This is a genomic window from Ditibartonella apihabitans (genome assembly GCF_002007485.1).
GTDB lineage: Bacteria > Pseudomonadota > Alphaproteobacteria > Rhizobiales > Rhizobiaceae > Bartonella > Bartonella apihabitans.
In genome coordinates, this window is sequence record NZ_CP015820.1 from 1,414,516 (window position 1) to 1,431,381 (window position 16,866).

The 16,866-nt window shown below is 44.7% G+C and carries 13 protein-coding genes and 4 pseudogenes; 12 read left to right on the forward strand and 5 right to left on the reverse strand.

What is annotated here, in order from left to right; translation table 11 throughout:
• Positions 1 to 30 precede the first annotated feature (30 nt).
• A complete protein-coding gene (locus BBC0178_RS06300; RefSeq protein WP_225868289.1) occupies positions 31 to 939 on the forward strand; it encodes a hypothetical protein in 909 nt (302 codons plus the stop codon).
• 78 nt (positions 940 to 1,017) lie between these two features.
• Here BBC0178_RS06300 and BBC0178_RS06305 read toward each other — a convergent pair whose 3' ends face one another.
• Both BBC0178_RS06305 and BBC0178_RS06310 read right to left on the reverse strand, forming a co-directional pair.
• Positions 1,018 to 2,121 (reverse strand): branched-chain amino acid ABC transporter substrate-binding protein, encoded by a 1,104-nt coding sequence (locus BBC0178_RS06305; RefSeq protein WP_370541366.1) that lies wholly within the window; start codon positions 2,119 to 2,121, stop codon positions 1,018 to 1,020.
• Between the two features lie 107 nt (positions 2,122 to 2,228).
• Complete coding sequence (locus tag BBC0178_RS06310) at positions 2,229 to 4,784, reverse strand: hybrid sensor histidine kinase/response regulator (protein WP_078039575.1); 2,556 nt, start codon at positions 4,782 to 4,784, stop codon at positions 2,229 to 2,231.
• Positions 4,785 to 5,039: 255 nt separating this feature from the next.
• On the opposite strand from BBC0178_RS06310, the gene BBC0178_RS12380 reads away from it, so the two are divergent.
• Entirely contained in the window at positions 5,040 to 6,080 is a 1,041-nt protein-coding gene (locus tag BBC0178_RS12380; RefSeq protein ID WP_149867435.1) for a flagellar biosynthetic protein FliO, read from the forward strand.
• Between the two features lie 674 nt (positions 6,081 to 6,754).
• On the opposite strand, the gene dksA is transcribed toward BBC0178_RS12380, so the two are convergent.
• Positions 6,755 to 7,171, reverse strand: coding sequence for an RNA polymerase-binding protein DksA (gene dksA / locus BBC0178_RS06325; RefSeq protein ID WP_077971618.1), 417 nt, complete (start codon positions 7,169 to 7,171; stop codon positions 6,755 to 6,757).
• Between the two features lie 191 nt (positions 7,172 to 7,362).
• Here dksA and BBC0178_RS06330 point away from each other — a divergent pair, with 191 nt between their 5' ends.
• The 4 genes and pseudogenes from BBC0178_RS06330 (at position 7,363) to BBC0178_RS06345 (ending at position 11,072) form a co-directional block, all read left to right on the forward strand.
• A complete protein-coding gene (locus BBC0178_RS06330; RefSeq protein ID WP_078039577.1) occupies positions 7,363 to 7,866 on the forward strand; it encodes a SixA phosphatase family protein in 504 nt (167 codons plus the stop codon).
• Positions 7,867 to 7,974: 108 nt separating this feature from the next.
• A pseudogene (locus BBC0178_RS06335) lies at positions 7,975 to 9,409 on the forward strand (YcjX family GTP-binding protein).
• Complete coding sequence (locus BBC0178_RS06340; protein WP_078039578.1) at positions 9,406 to 10,512, forward strand: YcjF family protein; 1,107 nt, start codon at positions 9,406 to 9,408, stop codon at positions 10,510 to 10,512. The pseudogene BBC0178_RS06335 and the gene BBC0178_RS06340 overlap by 4 nt, the downstream one beginning before the upstream one ends.
• Positions 10,513 to 10,590: 78 nt before the next feature.
• A pseudogene (locus BBC0178_RS06345) lies at positions 10,591 to 11,072 on the forward strand (hypothetical protein).
• Positions 11,073 to 11,093: 21 nt separating this feature from the next.
• On the opposite strand, the gene BBC0178_RS06350 reads toward BBC0178_RS06345, so the two are convergent.
• A complete protein-coding gene (locus tag BBC0178_RS06350) occupies positions 11,094 to 11,630 on the reverse strand; it encodes a flavin reductase (protein WP_078039579.1) in 537 nt (178 codons plus the stop codon).
• 204 nt (positions 11,631 to 11,834) lie between these two features.
• On the opposite strand from BBC0178_RS06350, the gene rpe reads away from it, so the two are divergent.
• The 3 genes and pseudogenes from rpe to BBC0178_RS06365 all read left to right on the forward strand — a co-directional run bounded on the left by rpe (position 11,835) and on the right by BBC0178_RS06365 (position 14,513).
• On the forward strand, positions 11,835 to 12,503 hold the full coding sequence (rpe, locus tag BBC0178_RS06355; protein WP_078039580.1) for a ribulose-phosphate 3-epimerase: 669 nt from the start codon (positions 11,835 to 11,837) through the stop codon (positions 12,501 to 12,503).
• A gap of 18 nt (positions 12,504 to 12,521) precedes the next feature.
• Entirely contained in the window at positions 12,522 to 13,823 is a 1,302-nt protein-coding gene (gene purB / locus BBC0178_RS06360; RefSeq protein ID WP_077971625.1) for an adenylosuccinate lyase, read from the forward strand.
• A 142-nt stretch (positions 13,824 to 13,965) separates the two neighbouring features.
• A pseudogene (locus BBC0178_RS06365) lies at positions 13,966 to 14,513 on the forward strand (RBBP9/YdeN family alpha/beta hydrolase).
• Between the two features lie 67 nt (positions 14,514 to 14,580).
• Here the strand turns inward: BBC0178_RS06365 and BBC0178_RS06370 are convergent.
• Positions 14,581 to 14,901: a DUF1476 domain-containing protein gene (locus BBC0178_RS06370; protein WP_077971628.1), complete on the reverse strand. Its 321-nt coding sequence runs from the start codon at positions 14,899 to 14,901 to the stop codon at positions 14,581 to 14,583.
• 205 nt (positions 14,902 to 15,106) lie between these two features.
• Here BBC0178_RS06370 and purC point away from each other — a divergent pair, with 205 nt between their 5' ends.
• The 3 genes and pseudogenes from purC to purQ all read left to right on the forward strand — a co-directional run bounded on the left by purC (position 15,107) and on the right by purQ (position 16,858).
• Positions 15,107 to 15,871, forward strand: a complete 765-nt coding sequence (gene purC / locus BBC0178_RS06375) for a phosphoribosylaminoimidazolesuccinocarboxamide synthase (RefSeq protein ID WP_077971630.1) — start codon at positions 15,107 to 15,109, stop codon at positions 15,869 to 15,871.
• Between the two features lie 61 nt (positions 15,872 to 15,932).
• Entirely contained in the window at positions 15,933 to 16,172 is a 240-nt protein-coding gene (gene purS / locus BBC0178_RS06380) for a phosphoribosylformylglycinamidine synthase subunit PurS (protein WP_078040389.1), read from the forward strand.
• Between the two features lie 18 nt (positions 16,173 to 16,190).
• Positions 16,191 to 16,858: pseudogene (gene purQ, locus BBC0178_RS06385) on the forward strand (phosphoribosylformylglycinamidine synthase subunit PurQ).
• The last annotated feature ends 8 nt before the right edge of the window (positions 16,859 to 16,866 follow it).

Here is a 16,866-nt window from a genome sequence, read left to right on the forward strand (position 1 = left end):
GGACAAACAATTGCACTCACCGATTATGTTTTGTCACAGCCACCTCTCTATTCTGGACCAGCCAAGCCTTCGACCGGCAAAACAACGGGACCTTCGCGTTCAATTCCAGGTGTTGATGATTTTGTTGCAGCTTCAAAACGCGTTTATGGTTTTCAACCGGAAAGACCATCTAACGAAAGCGAATTTATGCGCAGTTACGTCAATGCCGCCCAAGAAATTGGTCTTACACGTGAACAACTTGTGTCTATCTACGCTTTTGAAACAGGCGGTGATGGCACACACGACCTGCAATCTGGCATGATAAAGGGCAAAGCAAATGCCCGACCGATCTCTACCGCAATAGGATATAATCAGCTAGTTGCGACAGCAAGTGTGAGCCTGATGTGGGAATATGGTAATGACATTGCCAAAGAACTACGACAAAAAGCGCAGCAGGCGTCAGGAACAGAAAGAACAAAACTTCTCGAAAAAGCAAATGTTGTTGAACGCATGACCGCAAAAGCAAAAACAGTTCCGCATAATTGGGGAGCTCAAAGCGAGCTCGCCAAAACCGATGCAGGACTTGGTATGCATGCTATGACCATGGATAAAGATGTGGGTCCGCTTTTACAGATCCATAAGTTGAGAACTTCCTTGACATTCTTGCGGCGTAAAGGTGTCTCGCGCCCCCTTTCGGGAGCTGAACTCGAGATGCTCAACCTCACCGGCGATGGCAACGGCTACGACATGGTGACAATGCCATCCCAATATCGTGCCAAAGTCCCCACTGCCAATTTCTTTTTACGTCCAGGTTACGAAAGAAATCCCGTAGCCATTCACAACAATACGGTTGCCGCCTTACTTGACGCGACAGAAAGTAAAATGGAAGCGAATATGCAAAAAGATGGCGCGCAAATGCTGAACCGTATTTATCAGTCAACAACGCTTGCTCGCAATTAAAAAACAATTTTGCCCGAGTTGAAAGCAATTCATAAAAATCAAAAGGCGGTATAACACCGCCTTTTGTTTTGAAACCGGTTACTCTGCAGAAACAATCTCGCCATTATGCCATTTGTACATCGAAAAGACTTTCGATGTTATATCGCCGCGATCGCCATATGTAATCTCGCCCAAAGTCGTTTTAATGGGCTCTCCCGATTTGATTGCAGTTGCCACTGCTTCGGGGTCTGAAGCGGAACCGGCTTTTTCGATGCCAAAAGTCAAGACCTGTATAGCCGCATAACCGTTGATTGCAAAAGTCTCCGGAGGAATATTCTGTGCTTTCAATGCCTTGATCGTCTCTTGTGCTTCCGGGTTTGTCTTGACATCCACAGAATTGGTGAACAGTGATCCCTCGGCTGCATTTCCCGCAATCGACCACAATTCCGATGTATTGTATCCATCGCCACCAATAAGCGGGGCTTCAAGACCTTGTTCACGCATTTGCTTCAAAAGTAACCCGGCCTCTGGATGATACCCGCCAAAGTAGACATAGTCGACTTTTTCCTGTTTCAGCCGACTGACCATAACAGAATAATCCTTCTCTCCCGGTGTAATATTACCGTAAAAGACTTCTGTTACGCCACCTTTATTGAGCGCCGTTTTGAATGCATCAGCTAGACCTTTGCCGTAAGTTGCACGGTCATGAATGATAGCAATGCGTTTATCTTTCAAATGTTTGATGTAATAGTCTGCTGCGTAATCGCCCTGCTGGTCATCCCGTCCTATAGTACGCAGGACGTTCCATAGTCCACGACTTGAAAGTTCAGGCGTTGTCGACGAAGGTGTTATCATCAAAACATCATTTTCTTCCAAAATATTGGAAACAGGCAACGCGATATTCGAGGTAACCGGTCCGATGACATATTGGATGCCTTCACCAATCAACTGATTAGCCGCCGAAACCCCCTGCTTGGGTTCTGCTCCGTCGTCAAAAACTTTCAAAACAACTTTTTCGCCATTGATACCGCCATTTTTATTCAATTCCTCAATAGCCACTTTCACACCGTTATTAGCCTGTATGCCGTAAGCTGCAACAGGTCCCGTAATCGGCCCAATGAAACCGATAACAATATCGGCATAAGCTGACGACGTGAAAAAACTACCAGTCAAAGCCAAGGCTGAAACTGTGGAAATCAGTATTTTGCGCATGGTTCACCCTCTTTAGCGTATTTTACGGTGCTTATCTTGCATTAGATAGCGAGGATTTCAATCATTTTAACGAATTGTTTTGATGAAAAAGTAAAAAATCATGAATTGGTAGCGCTTTCGTCGGAAAGCATTTCTTTCACTTTCATAGCTAACTGCTTCAACGTGAAAGGTTTTGACAAAAATCCGAAAACCGCGTCAGGCGGCAAATTTTTCGCAAAAGCATCTTTCGCATATCCTGAAACAAAGACAAATTTTATATCCGGATATTTTTTTCGCATTTCGCCAAGCAGTGTAGGTCCATCCATCTCCGGCATAACAACATCGGATACCACCAGATCGACGGCACCATTATGTTCTGCTATGATATCAAGTGCCTCGATACCGTTTTCGGCCTCCAGCACTTTATAGCCGCGTGATTGGAGAGCGCGCACACCACCCATTCTCACTGCAGCTTCATCTTCAACAAGAAGGACGGTTGCATTCCCCGACAGATCGGCATTTTTTTCACTTAATGATTTTACCGGTTCAACTGCTTTTTGTTCATTTTTGACAGGATCGGCAATGAATCTTGGCAGGAAGATACGGAATTTCGTACCTTTCCCCTCTTCGCTCTCACAGTAAATAAAACCACCGGTCTGTTTGACAATCCCGTAGACCATCGACAGACCAAGCCCCGTCCCCTTGCCTACCTCTTTGGTGGTAAAAAATGGCTCGAACATTTTTTCCTGAACCGCTTTTGGTATACCTGTGCCATTGTCCTCCACATCAAGCTCCACATAATCATCAGCTATCAACCCTTCAAAGCCGAGATCTGCAGCCTTTTGTTTTGCCAAATTGGTAGTCGTAATCGTAATATTCCCGCCCTTGGGCATCGCATCGCGTGCATTGATGACGAGATTCATCAAAACGCGCTGAAAAGATGCCTGATCAACTTTGACACTCCACAAATCGCGGCCGTGATTAAACTTCAAATGGATGTTGCTTCCTAAAAGCGGCGTCAAAAGATTTCGCACGTCGGAAAGCAATTCAGTCAGATCCACCACTTCCGGTCGCAATGTTTGGCGACGAGAAAAAGCCAATAATTGTTGAACGAGCGAAGCGGCACGATTGGCATTATTTTTGATATTGATAAGATCGGCATGAGCCGGATCAGAACTGCGATGACTAGCGAGTAGAAGATCACATGACATGATAATTGCTGTCAAAACATTATTGAAGTCGTGAGCAATACCACCGGCGAGCTGCCCGATTGCCTGCAGCTTTTGTCCTTGCGCCATTTTGTCTTCCAGAGTTTTTTGAGCTGTCGTCTCTACAACGGACAATATTGCCACTTCTCCACTCTGCTCATGCGTTTCTCGCGAAATTCCCAGAAAAAATAAACGGAAATGTCTGTTTTCATCGCCGGCAAGACCAACTTCGGTTGAAAATTTCGCCTGAGGGTTTTCCGATATTTTTTTGAAGAAGTCGTCTAAGCTACGCTTCCCTTCGAGCGTGAATAAATCACCAAGAACTATTTTTTCGTCTTTGCCTGTTTTTATATCGAAAAGGAGTTGAAACGGCCGATTCATATTCGCTAATTCGCCTCGTTGGTCAACCATTGCGAGTGCTATCGGCGCGTTGTCAAAATAATAATGGAAATTATCTGACAGGCTGTCCAGAGTAGGTGCAATATCGGCTTGTCTCGACAAGGGTAGCAGCACAAATCGATAAATAATATCTTCCTTTTGTTCGGCAGTCTCTTTGGTTGCGCAAACGATAAGCTTCAAATAATCTTGGGTCTCGCCATGCCAATCGACAAAAAACTCATAGCTTCCATCTGCACGATCTATATTGTTCCTGATTTCTTTCCAGTTTGACGTTTGCCCGAATGTCTCGAAGACTTTATCAAATGAAATCCCCGACATTTTGAAATTTTGGAGATCAATATGAAGCAAATTTGCCAATGGCGCATTGACATAAAGAAATCTGCCATTGACATCAGTTGAAAGAAAACCGGCCGGTGCCCGATCAAGATGATTAATAGCTTCCTGAAGATTCCGGAAAAGCGGCTCATACATATTGCGAGCAAAGTCTGTATCTTCAAGACGCCATATCAAAAAGGCGCGCCCGTTCAGCTTTACCGGTTTGACCGAAAGACTGTACCAGGTTTGTGTTTCGTTCGCATCTGCCTGATATAGAGAATTTCCGCGCAATTCTTCGCGCGCTGTTTGACCCGCAAGTGCTTTCGTGGTCAGTCGATAAAACGCCGGTTCGATATCCTCAAGCGACGAAAAAAGAGAAAACACTGTTTTTGCTTTATCAAAACCTGTAAGTTTTGCGCATGAAGCATTGGTAGAAATAATATTTCCGGAAGCATCCGAAAGTATGATTGCGTCGTCAAGCGTGTCGATGAGCAATGTTTTACTATCGTTTTCCAAAGCTTTTGCGTTGGAAAAAGCACCGGTCAAAAACAATATAAGAAAAGCAAATCCCGTTATTGCAAAAAATAAAAACAACAACAAGGAAAGAACATTCAACTGTTCTTCTCTTATAAAGCAATCGGCAATTGCTACCAGAACACTAAAGCTCACAATTATAGCAACGACATACCGCAATAATTGTATATGTTTATTCGAAAAAGCCCAAATATGCGTCAGTGTTTCCGGCTTTTTCATGATACTAGGTCTGCCTCTTACCATCACAGTTGATTCTCGATCACATTTTGCCTCAAATTACGCTTGGCATGAAGTGTTAATGGTGGAAAACAGAAATTTGACAGCGTTAATTTTGTTAAAATAAAAAACCACTGTATATATAACTGCAAACATCTGTCCATTCCCCTATATTGCTACTTTCCATCAAGAGGTGCTCTGGCATATAGATAGACAGACGGCTATGATCACGCTTTTCCAGCAGGAGAGAAATAAGGCATGCATTTTGGGTTAGAAAATCAGATTGGACAATCTGCAGCGAATATTATTAGCAGCCTTGTTGTGCTTATTATCGTTATTGCTGCAATTGCGATTACCATCAAGTTACTGCGTAAATTCAATAACGGTACCTTTGTCGTAGGTGGAAAGTCACGTACACCCCGGCTATCTGTTCGTGACGCGGCTGCAGTCGATCGTACTCGCCGCCTTGTTCTTGTGCGCCGTGACAATGTCGAACATTTGCTGATGATTGGTGGACCAACGGATCTTGTTATCGAAACCAACATAAAATTGGATGAAAATTCAACCAAAGGTGAAATTCATGTTGAGCCGATGAATGAGGTTGCAAAAGACTCTTCATCGATTCCGAATTATCGTGAACCGGAGTTGCGTACATCTTTATCCGATACGCAACAAGCTGCTGCTTCGCCTGCCATACGGGCAAGTGACGAACGGCTGGAAGCCGATTTGTCTTCCTTGCAGGAGGATTTCAAACCCACATTTTCATCAAGAGAGGCGGCCCCGTCACCCCGTCGCTATGCGCCCGAACTAAACGTCAGTGCGTCTACAGAAAATGCTAACGTCAATCCCGTTGGACAATCTCCGAGAGAACCTTCTTTAGCATTCGAAGACCGGCGTGACGTGAATTTGGCTTCGTCGTACAACGATCCTAATAATACGATACCACCGAAAACGCCAAACCGCTCGAGCGAGCTGAACGTCGGTGCGTTTGCAGATAACAACGAATTCAGCAACAGATCATCGCGTAGCTCTGTCCCGCAGGAACCAACCTTGACAGATTTTTCAGTTGCTCCGGCAACGCGTCCATCCCCTCGACAAACGACATTAAAAGAGGAACTTACACCCCGTTTCACCCCCTCGGTGAAAGATGAAACAATTAGCGCGGAAATCGAGGGGCGTCGTGAGCCATCCTTACGGGTACCGCCTAAAACAATTGATCCGGCTGTTAATCTTGATGACGATTTCGATCATATGTTCGAAAACGAGCTGAAAAACGCAATCAAAAACGAAAAGAGCTGAAAACAGTCAAAAACTGCAGTTATTTGGTTATCAATCGTTCAGTTTGATCATTTTTGGATGTGTTTGGACGGGGTTTGTAACAGAACACAGATTGTAATTATGCGCAAAGTTCTTAATTATGCGCAAAGTCCAAGAGTTTTCATATTGGAGTGTTGTTCCGGTCTGGCAAAACGCTTGGATTGGCGACAAAATCTGCTTATCTCGATTAAAGCGGATCCACTTTGGACACATATTTCGACTGAAAGAAAAGTTCCAAGAAGCAAAAGTTCACATTTTGCTAAAGATGCAATTGTCTTGCATAGCTTTTATAGGAGGGAGTTTCCCGATTTCCGATTTTGCTATTTCACTCTTTTAATTGCAACATAACCAAAATTTTTACCACATATGCGCCCAACGACAGAAAACAGCTATCCTTCACAACAAAAAATCGCGTATTTCTCATTCGCCTGATTATAACTTATTCGTATTTGTCCAATCAGTTCAAAAAAAGCAGTTTTTAAACCGTGTTATGAGTTGCTCAAGGGGTAAATTTTCTGCCCCCATCACAAGAGCAAAGCCTTTGTCAAGCGCCAAAATAGAAGCGCCAGAAAATACAAAAGCCAGAAATAAAAAAGTCTGTGTCAAATATACACTCGACACAGACTATTTTCATTGTCAGTAAGCTAAAATCCGGTTTATTCGTCCTTATAAACCTTTTCACGCTTCTCGTGACGTTCCTGAGCTTCAATAGAAAGGGTTGCAATTGGACGGGCATCAAGGCGTTTTATGCTGATCGGTTCCCCGGTCTCCTCGCAATAACCGTAGGTACCATCGTTCAGCCGTTCCAATGCTGCATCGATTTTAGCGATCAACTTGCGTTGCCGATCTCGGGCGCGCAGCTCGATTGCTCGATCCGTTTCGGATGAAGCGCGATCTGCCAAATCAGGTTGATTAGCATTTTCTTCTTGCAAGTTTTCGAGCGTTTCGCGTGCTTCGCGTAAAATATCGTTTTTCCAAGCTATAAGTTTAGCACGAAAATAAACTTTTTGCCTTTCGCTCATGAAAGGCTCATCTTCGCTGGGATGATACTCGGCGTCCAATGTTTCGCTCATAGTCAAGCCTCCACATGTTGTATGTGCGGCTCTATATATTGTGCAAAAAATTCCAACACAAGACAAAAAATATATTTTTGATCCATTTTTCAACACATTACTAATATATCAACCTCACAAACAGTATAGAACGCAATAGAATAGACATTCTTCAATTTAGATTTCAGCTTAGTTCATTTTGTGATTGAGAGATGACTGATCACCAACGAATAACTTTAGGGCTTATGCGCCATGGAGAGGCGGAAATCGGCAAAAAATTAGAAAAAGATATTGATCGTCCATTATCTGAAAAAGGCCGTTTTGGCGCAAAAATAATAGGAACAATACTTCCCGATTATGTCTCTGGTCCGTTAACAATAATATGTTCTCCGGCACAGAGAACACGACAAACTCTTGATGCGCTTTGCCTGAAATCAAGTATAAGCCTGAAATTTATCGACAAATTATATTATGGAAATTTTGATGATTATATTTCGCTCATCACAACAATTTCGCAAGACGGTGTGCCTTTGCTCGTAATCGGTCATAATCCGGCCATAAGTCAGGTCGTCACACAGTTGAACAGTAATTGCCTTCCGGTGGCTTCTCGTCCCCGTTTTTTACAACCGGCAAATCTTGCTTTATTCGATTTTCCTATAGCCAAAAACCGGATATCGATTGGGAGGGGCAACTTTATCGCGCTTCTCAAACCATGAACCGGTCTAGGCTTGCGCACATTGCTCGTCTTGCGCACGTTATTCGTGTGCACCATATGCTTGATTGACAAGCTGGTTTTGTGGAAATTAATCGAGGATTGAGTTCATTTGCCTTCTTTAACATCATTAAAAGACGAAGCAGTCATTGCATTCGATGCTTTGAGAGACCGGACGAAAAGTACGTTTAATCCCACGTTGCGACTGGGGGTGACAGGACTTTCCGGAGCCGGAAAGACGGTCTTCATCACATCGTTAATTCAAAATCTGCTTTATTCCGGTCGTTTGCCGATATTCGAAGTCGCACGCGAAGGAAGGCTGCTGAACGCACGACTTGCCGAACAACCGGATAGTAAAATAGCTCGATTTGAATTCGAAAACATATCGATCGTTTGGTTAATGAAAAACTTTGGCCGCAATCCACGCGTTCACTTTCCCAACTTCGCCTGAAACTCGAATTTCTAACGCGTTCGCAAAAGTTTTCAGGTTCCAAACAGAAAAAGCTTTCGATTGATATTATTGATTATCCCGGCGAATGGCTCCTTGATTTGCCATTACTTCAAAAAAATTACCGTGAATTCAGTGCCCAATCAATTGCAAGAGCCAATTCACCGGAACACAAAGCACATGCGAAAGCCTGGCTTGGTGCGATCCGGAGTGTTAACTTCCTCAATGAGGCAAACGAGCGCGATATTGAAGTTCTGGCTGAAAGTTTCAAAAGCTATTTACGCTCGGCAAAAAATTCCGGTAACATGATATCTGCGCTTCCTCCGGGACGGTTTCTCATACCTGGCAGTTTTGAAGGCGCGCCTGTCCTTAGCTTTTCACCCCTACCCGATTTGGGAATTGCCGAATTTCCCGATAACTCTATCGCAAAGATTATGGAACAGCGATATGAGGCCTATAAAAGTCTGGTTATTAAACCATTTTTTCGAGAATATATTGCCCGTCTTGATCGTCAGGTCATTCTGGTTGATTCTCTCGACGCCATAAATGGAGGAACCGCTTCAATTCTCGAAATGCAAAATGCGTTATGCGAAATTCTCGACTGCTTTAAGGCTGGCAAAAACCATCTTCTCAGTGCACTCGTTCAGCACAAGATCGATCGTATTTTGGTAGCTTCCACGAAAGCCGACTATCTCCATCATATCAACCATGCTCGTCTCGAAAATATCACCTCGGAAATTGTCCGGACTGCCATGGATAAAGCTGAGTTGAAAGGCGTTTTAACCGATACATTGGCAGTGGCTTCACTACGTTCTACAAAAGAAGGAACGAGCGAAAAAACGGCGAAAGCTTGGCCGTTGTCATAGGAACACCGATGAAAGGTGAAACAATTGGCGATATGGTATTTGATGGAAAAACCGAAACAGCTATTTTCCCCGGTGATTTGCCTCAATCATTATCTCAACTGTTAAAAGAAAATTTGCCTGAAAAGTTACAATTTGTCCGTTTTTTACCGCCGCAATTAAAAATGAATCAGCCCTTTCCGCAAATCCGTCTCGACCGTGCATTGGAATTTCTATTCGGAGATTATTTGATATGACCAGTCGCAAACCACAGGCAATAAACGACCTGAAGTCAATCGAAGAGGACCAGAGCGATCCTTTTCTGGACGAGGCATTAAGCGAACTGAACGAGCTTGAGAATAATAACACATCCGAAACCAAACGCACTTTTACAAGCGGTAGAATATTTTTATCATCCGTCTTGCTATTATTGATTTTGGCACTCGGTTTATCGGCAGATGGCCTCATACGCTCGCTCTTTGCCGAATACCAATTTTTAGGCTTTATTGCCCTGATTATTACTATTGTAGGTGGTATCGCTCTCCTTTGCTTCATCATCGGTGAAGTGCGCGCATTATTGCGTCTGGCGTCAGTTGATAAAATAAGGAAAAATGCGGAAGAAGCCGCGCTAACGGACAACATCAATCTTGCGAGGAAATCGGTAGAAGAATTGATACGCTACACGGCCCGAAGCCCTTATATATCCGAGGGGAGACAGGCTATGTTATCGCACAACGGAGATATTATAGATGGTAAAGCACTGATCCATCTCGCCGAATATGAAATTCTACGCCCACTCGATCTTGAAGCGCGAAAAATGATTCTCAATTCTGCAAAACGTGTTTCGGTTGTGACAGCCGTGAGCCCCCGCGCTATTATTGATCTTGGCTATGTTCTTTATGAAGTTGTCGGGCTCATTCGTCGTCTGGCAACGCTTTATGGAGCACGTCCTGAACGTTTCGGTCTGATTTCCCTCGTAAAGCGTGTCATTTCCCATCTTGCCGTTACCGGTACTCTTGCCGTCGGCGATGGTCTTGTCGAACAATTTATTGGACAGGGACTTGCAACCCGCTTGTCTGCACGTTTGGGTGAAGGCGTAGTCAATGGTTTGATGACAACGCGCATCGGCATAGCAACAATGGATGCACTCCGCCCTTTCCCGTTTGACGGAGAAAAAAGACCCGGCATAAGTGATTTTACCGGAGACCTGATTGGTTTCAACCGGAATAAAGACAAAGAAAAACTAAAAAAACACTCGAACAGGAAAATAACGAATAAAGAATTAACCATTTTTTCCGATAATAGCTGGCGATGCGGATTTGTCTTAACAGGTCACATCGTTTCGTACGGTTTTGCGTAATTTGTGTAAAAGGCAGAGTAACGCCATTATGAAAAAATCTTTTCGGCTTTTATTGGGTTGACTATAGCATCATCATCAATGGTGACAACAAGCTTCGCAGCTGACAGCGATGTTGACTTCTTTCGCTCGATAGAAGGGAGCTGGGCGGGTCCCGGAGAAGTCGTTGCCGGAAATATAAAGGAACAAAATTCACTTGTACTTTTGCCGGCACAACTGAAGTGTCTCAAGTTGGCATGACACTTGATGGCAATTGTCGCGTCGGCGTTTTTTCACAGCCGATGAAAGCAACTGTTCAGAGAGGTCCCTCTGGCTTTTCCGGCGAATTCAATGACGGTGCAAAAGGTGATGGACTTGATGTCGTCTCCGGTAAAGTCGGCGCCGACCGGATGGTTTTCGGATTGAACCGCAAGCAACTCAATGGCGCTATGATGGCGCGTCTTGAAGATAAAAACTCGATGAATATCACCGTTTCAGTAAAAATTCAGGATGACCTTATTCCTGTCGTCGGAATGAAACTCAAGCGGACCGGTGATGTGCCGCGCGATTTTGCTAAAAAATAAACCTAGAGCAGCAGTGTAAACCTAGATGAGTGGCAATGTCCGGTAATTGCGGTCAAGATACATCAGGGCATCAATTCCGGGATGGGTTTTAACCGCCACCACTTCGCCAATCAAAACATAATGGGTGGCATGAATGTGCCAACCAACCAGCTGGCAATCGAGTGCAACAAGCGCATCGGAGAGAACCGGTGCTCCTGTTCTCAATGTGCCCCATTCTGCTTGCAAAAACCGTTGTTCCTGGGAAAGTCCGCCGCGACCCGCAAAAATATCCGACAGGTTTTTGTGATGCCCTGCCAAAGTGTTCACACAGAACTTTTCATTTTCAATAAAAATTCTGTTTTCTTCATGTTGCCGCATCAGACAAACAAGAACGGTCGGAGGGTTATCGGAAAGAGAGCAACAGGCCGAAATCGTCACACCCCGTCTGTTTTTCACGCCATCGGTTGTGACAATATGAACTGCTCCGGCAAAATGGCTCATCGCATTACGATAGTCGACCGAGGAAACCGTTACAATCGGCTTGTCTGACGAAATTAAATGTGTTGAATGTTCAGTCATAATTCAATTTTCAAATCTGCCGGTTGGTTCTTTTTCCATTTTTAGTAAAATTTACAGTGCATTAGTACGCAAAATTTTCCTAAAATGCTAGCAATCTCGGTTAAAATAACTTTGATAATGAATGCGTTCAGGTGTGGATCGGCCGAAAAACGGGTTTTATACTGGAAAACTACGTGATAGGAAGCAGCAGCCGAGGAGATTGGAATGTCTTTGCAACAAATAATTGCCCCTTCAATTCTGGCTTCAGACTTTTCTCGTCTTGGTCAGGAAATTACAGATGTCGTCGCCGCTGGTGCTGACTGGATTCATGTTGACGTGATGGATGGTCATTTTGTGCCCAATATCACCTTCGGTCCGGATGTTGTAAAAGCGATAAGACCGGTAACGAGCGCCGTCTTCGATGTCCATCTGATGATCTCTCCTGTTGATTCCTATCTGGAAAGTTTCGCCAAAGCCGGAGCAGACATTATAACAGTCCACGCCGAATCGACTCCTCATCCGCACCGTTCTTTGCAGGCCATAAGAGCATTGGGCAAGAAAGCCGGCATTTCGCTTAATCCGGGTACACCGGAACACATCATTGAATATCTTCTTGATCAAATTGATCTCATTCTTGTTATGACAGTCAATCCGGGATTTGGCGGCCAGAGTTTTATTCCGGCAATGGTCGAGAAAATCAAAAAACTACATGCAATGATTGGAAATCGGCCAATTACCCTCGAAGTTGATGGCGGAATTACAGTCGACACAATCGGGAGCGCGGCTTCGGCTGGCGCAAACGCGTTTGTTGCAGGATCTGCAATATTTAAAAATGGTAATAAAGAAATTTACAAAACACGCATTGACGCCTTGCGCAAAGCAGCAAGACGCTGAAACAGAAGGAACTCGATCATGATACCGCGTTATTCCCGTCCTGAAATGGTCTCCATCTGGTCGCCAGAAACAAAATACCGCATCTGGTTCGAGATTGAGGCACACGCTTGCACGGCATTAGCCAAACTCGGTGTTATTCCGGAAGAAGCTGCAAAAAATATCTGGGAAAAAGGTAGCAACGCAAAATTCGATGTCTCCCGTATTGAGGAGATTGAAGCTGTAACAAAACATGATGTTATCGCTTTTTTGACGCATCTTGCCGAATTTATTGGACCTGATTCGCGTTTTGTCCATCAGGGCATGACTTCTTCCGATGTGCTCGACACCACGCTCAATGTTCAACTGATGCGCGCCTCCGATATTTTGATCAAAGACATGGACGAGTTGCTTAAAGCTCTTAAAAAACGTGCCTTTGAATATAAAGACACCGTCATGATCGGTCGCAGCCACGGCATTCATGCAGAACCGACAACTTTCGGGCTTAAATTGGCATTTGCCTATGCTGAATTTTCACGCTGCCGCGCGCGGCTTGTCGCTGCAAAAGAAGAAATTTCTACCTGTGCCATTTCCGGTGCTGTCGGGACATTTGCTAATATCGACCCGCGTGTTGAAGCCTATGTCGCCGATCAATTGGGTATGCGTCCCGAACCGATCTCGACGCAAATTATCCCGCGTGACAGACATGCTATGTTTTTTGCAACACTCGGTGTTATTGCTTCATCTATAGAACGTCTGGCAATTGAAATTCGTCACTTGCAAAGAACAGAAGTTCTTGAAGCCGAGGAATATTTCTCCCCCGGCCAAAAAGGGTCATCTGCAATGCCCCATAAACGCAATCCGGTTCTTTCAGAAAATCTCACCGGGCTTTCCCGCATGATACGTTCTTTCGCTTTTCCTGCCATGGAAGATGTTGCTCTTTGGCATGAACGCGACATTTCCCATTCCTCCGTCGAGAGATTTATCGGTCCGGATGCCACTATAACTCTTGATTTCGCATTGGCACGGCTTACTTCGGTTATTGATAAGCTGCTCGTCTATCCTGAAAATATGATGAAAAACCTTAACAAGTTTCATGGTTTGGTGAATTCGCAACGCGTACTTCTGGCTCTGACACAAAAAGGCGTTAGTCGCGAGGATGCGTACCGGATTGTTCAACGTAATGCCATGCAGGTCTGGGAACACGGGAAAGATTTCCTTCAGGAACTTCTTGCTGATCCTGATGTCCGTCGCGTTTTGAGCGAGGAAGAAATTCGCGAAAAATTCGATCTCGGATACCATACAAAACATGTTGATACGATTTTCCACCGGGTTTTCGGATAGATTTTATGGTATTTATTCACATAATACATGGCTGTCGCCAATCAGAAATCGGCAAAGTTGTATGATCTGATCTGTCTGATCGTCCAATTGCCTATTTAATGGTTACGGTTGATCAGTCGCGATTTTATCAAGAGGTCTTTGGATGAGGGTAAATGAGGTTGATATCCTAATTGTTCCCGGTTATCAGGGTTCTGGTCCTGATCATTGGCAAACACGGTGGGAGCAAAAGCTTTCAACCGCCCATCGTGTCGAGCAGGCCGAATGGTCGAAACCCGTTCGTGAAGACTGGACTCGGGAATTAATCAAGGAAGTTGAAGCAGCTCAAAAACCTGTTGTCATTGTCGCCCATTCACTCGGCGTCCCCACATCTATCCTTTCGGTTCCTTTCTTGGTAAAAAAGTGCGGGGTGCTTTTCTCGTTGCTCCACCTGACGTGGCAAATCCCGATATTCGTCCAAAGCACCTTATGACATTTGGACCCTACCCGCGTGACCGCTTGCCGTTTCCATCAATCGTTATAGCCAGTCGCAATGACGAATATTGCGATTTCGCCGTTGCCGAAGATATTGCGAAAGACTGGGGCTCTTTATTTATTGATGCCGGTGAAGCCGGTCACATAAATTCTGCTTCGGGTTACGGTCCGTGGCCGGAAGGCCTTATGGTCTTTTCCCAGTTTCTGGGAAAGCTTTGAGATGAAAAAAAATTTGCCGGGTCAAAAGCCCGGCAGCTGAATAGATGGATGAGATTGACAATTCCACTCAAGCGTTTCGAACACGCTCCAAAGATTCTTCTAGAAGTTGCGCCATTTTCTTGCGTAGGTCGGTTTCGCTAATTGCAACATTGGTAGCTTGAAAATCATGGACAATTTTCTCGATAACCGCTTCCTCGTTCCCACGCTGGAATGAGGTTCTGACGACTTCTTTGGCGTATTCATCGGCAGCTTCGCCGGTTTTACCAAGACGGTCAGCAGCCCAAAGGCCGATCATGCGGTTGCGCTGTGCATTCGCTTTGAAACGAAGCTCCTCATCGATCATATATTTATGCTCGAAAGCATCCGCACGTTCTTTCATCCCGTCCATGAGAATCTCTCCTAATTTTGCCATGATCCGGCTTGTCGGGATGTTCTTGCAACATTTAAATCCCGTTAGCAATAGTATACTGTAAATTAACTTGTATCAAAGCGGGAAATTTTGGTGTCTATCGACAAGAGATGATTGTGAAATACGCGGAATTGAGTTAGGGAAACATCAAGCTAATTTATCCGGTTAATTTAAGGAAAAAGCCATGAACCGTCGTAATCGCGTCTATGAAGGCAAAGCAAAAATTTTATATGAAGGGCCCGAGCCGGGCACTTACATCCAGTTTTTTAAGGATGATGCTACCGCGTTCAATGCGAAAAAGCATGAAATTATTGACGGTAAAGGAGTTTTGAACAACCGCATATCGGAATATATTTTCACCCAGCTTGCACGTATCGGTATTCCGACACACTTTATCAAACGCCTCAACATGCGCGAACAGCTCATCAAAGCTGTTGATATGGTGCCACTCGAAGTTGTTGTTAGAAATGTTGCCGCCGGCTCTTTGTCGAAACGGCTCGACATCGAAGAAGGCACCCCCCTCCCCCAATCAATCATCGAATTTTACTATAAAAAAGACAAGCTTGACGATCCGATGGTGTCGGAAGAACATATTACTGCCTTCGGCTGGGCTACTCCTGCCGAACTTGAGGACATTATGCAACTTTCCATAAGGATAAACGACTTTTTGACCGGCTTATTCGTCGGTGTCGGTATTGAGCTTGTGGACTTCAAAATGGAGTTTGGCCGGTTGTGGGAAGGTGACGTTATGCATATTGTATTGGCAGACGAAATTTCACCTGATTCTTCACGCCTTTGGGACATCAATACCAAGGAAAAAATGGACAAAGACCGCTTCCGTCGCGATATGGGCGGGCTGATCGAAGCCTATCAGGAAGTTGCAAAACGGTTGGGAATCATGAATGAGAATGAACAACCCCGACCAAATGGTCCTGTTCTTGTAAAATAGTTCATCGGGCGGCTTTCTGGGCCGCCTTACCTTTTTGGCAAAAGAAATGCAGGAATAAATGATGAAAGCGCGCGTAACCGTCACCTTAAAGACAGGCGTTCTTGATCCACAAGGTAAAGCCATTGTCGGCGCTTTGGATAGCCTTGATTTCAAAGGCATCGAGTCTGTCAGGCAGGGCAAAATTTTTGATATTGTGCTTAACGATCTCACCGAAGACGAGGCAAAAAAACGTCTGACAGCAATGTGTGAACAACTGCTCGCCAATACAGTCATCGAGAATTATCGGATAGAACTTCTCTAATCGGAAACGGATATTGTAATGAAAACGGCTGTTATCCAGTTACCCGGACTAAATCGCGACCGCGATATGATTGACGCTCTCCGTTTGATTACCGGCGTAGAGCCTTTAAAGATCTGGCAGACAGAGACGACAATTCCCGATGTCGATCTTATCGTTATCCCCGGTGGCTTTTCTTACGGAGATTATCTTCGTTGTGGCGCAATTGCCGCGCGCATGCCGGTTATGAAAGCGGTGTTCGAACATGCGGAAAAAGGGACAAAGATTATCGGTGTCTGCAATGGTTTCCAAATTCTGGTTGAAGCCGGATTGCTTCCCGGTGCGTTGATGCGTAATGCCTCTTTGCGATTTGCTTGCCGCGAAGTCAAACTCCAAATTGTAAACGAGAAAACAGTATTTTCAAACGCCTATCATAAAGGCGAAATCATACGTTGTCCTGTCGCCCACCATGACGGTAACTATTATGCCGATAAAGATACTATCGAGCAACTGGAGGGAACGGACAGGTCGTATTTCGCTATGCCGAGGGGACAAATCCGAATGGATCAATCAATGATATTGCTGGCATCATCAACGAAAAGGGTAATATCCTGGGTTTGATGCCGCACCCGGAAGATCTGATCGAACCTGCCCATGGCGGAATGGACGGAAAAAGACTGTTTACTAGCGCATTAGGACTTGCAGCATGAAAATTAAA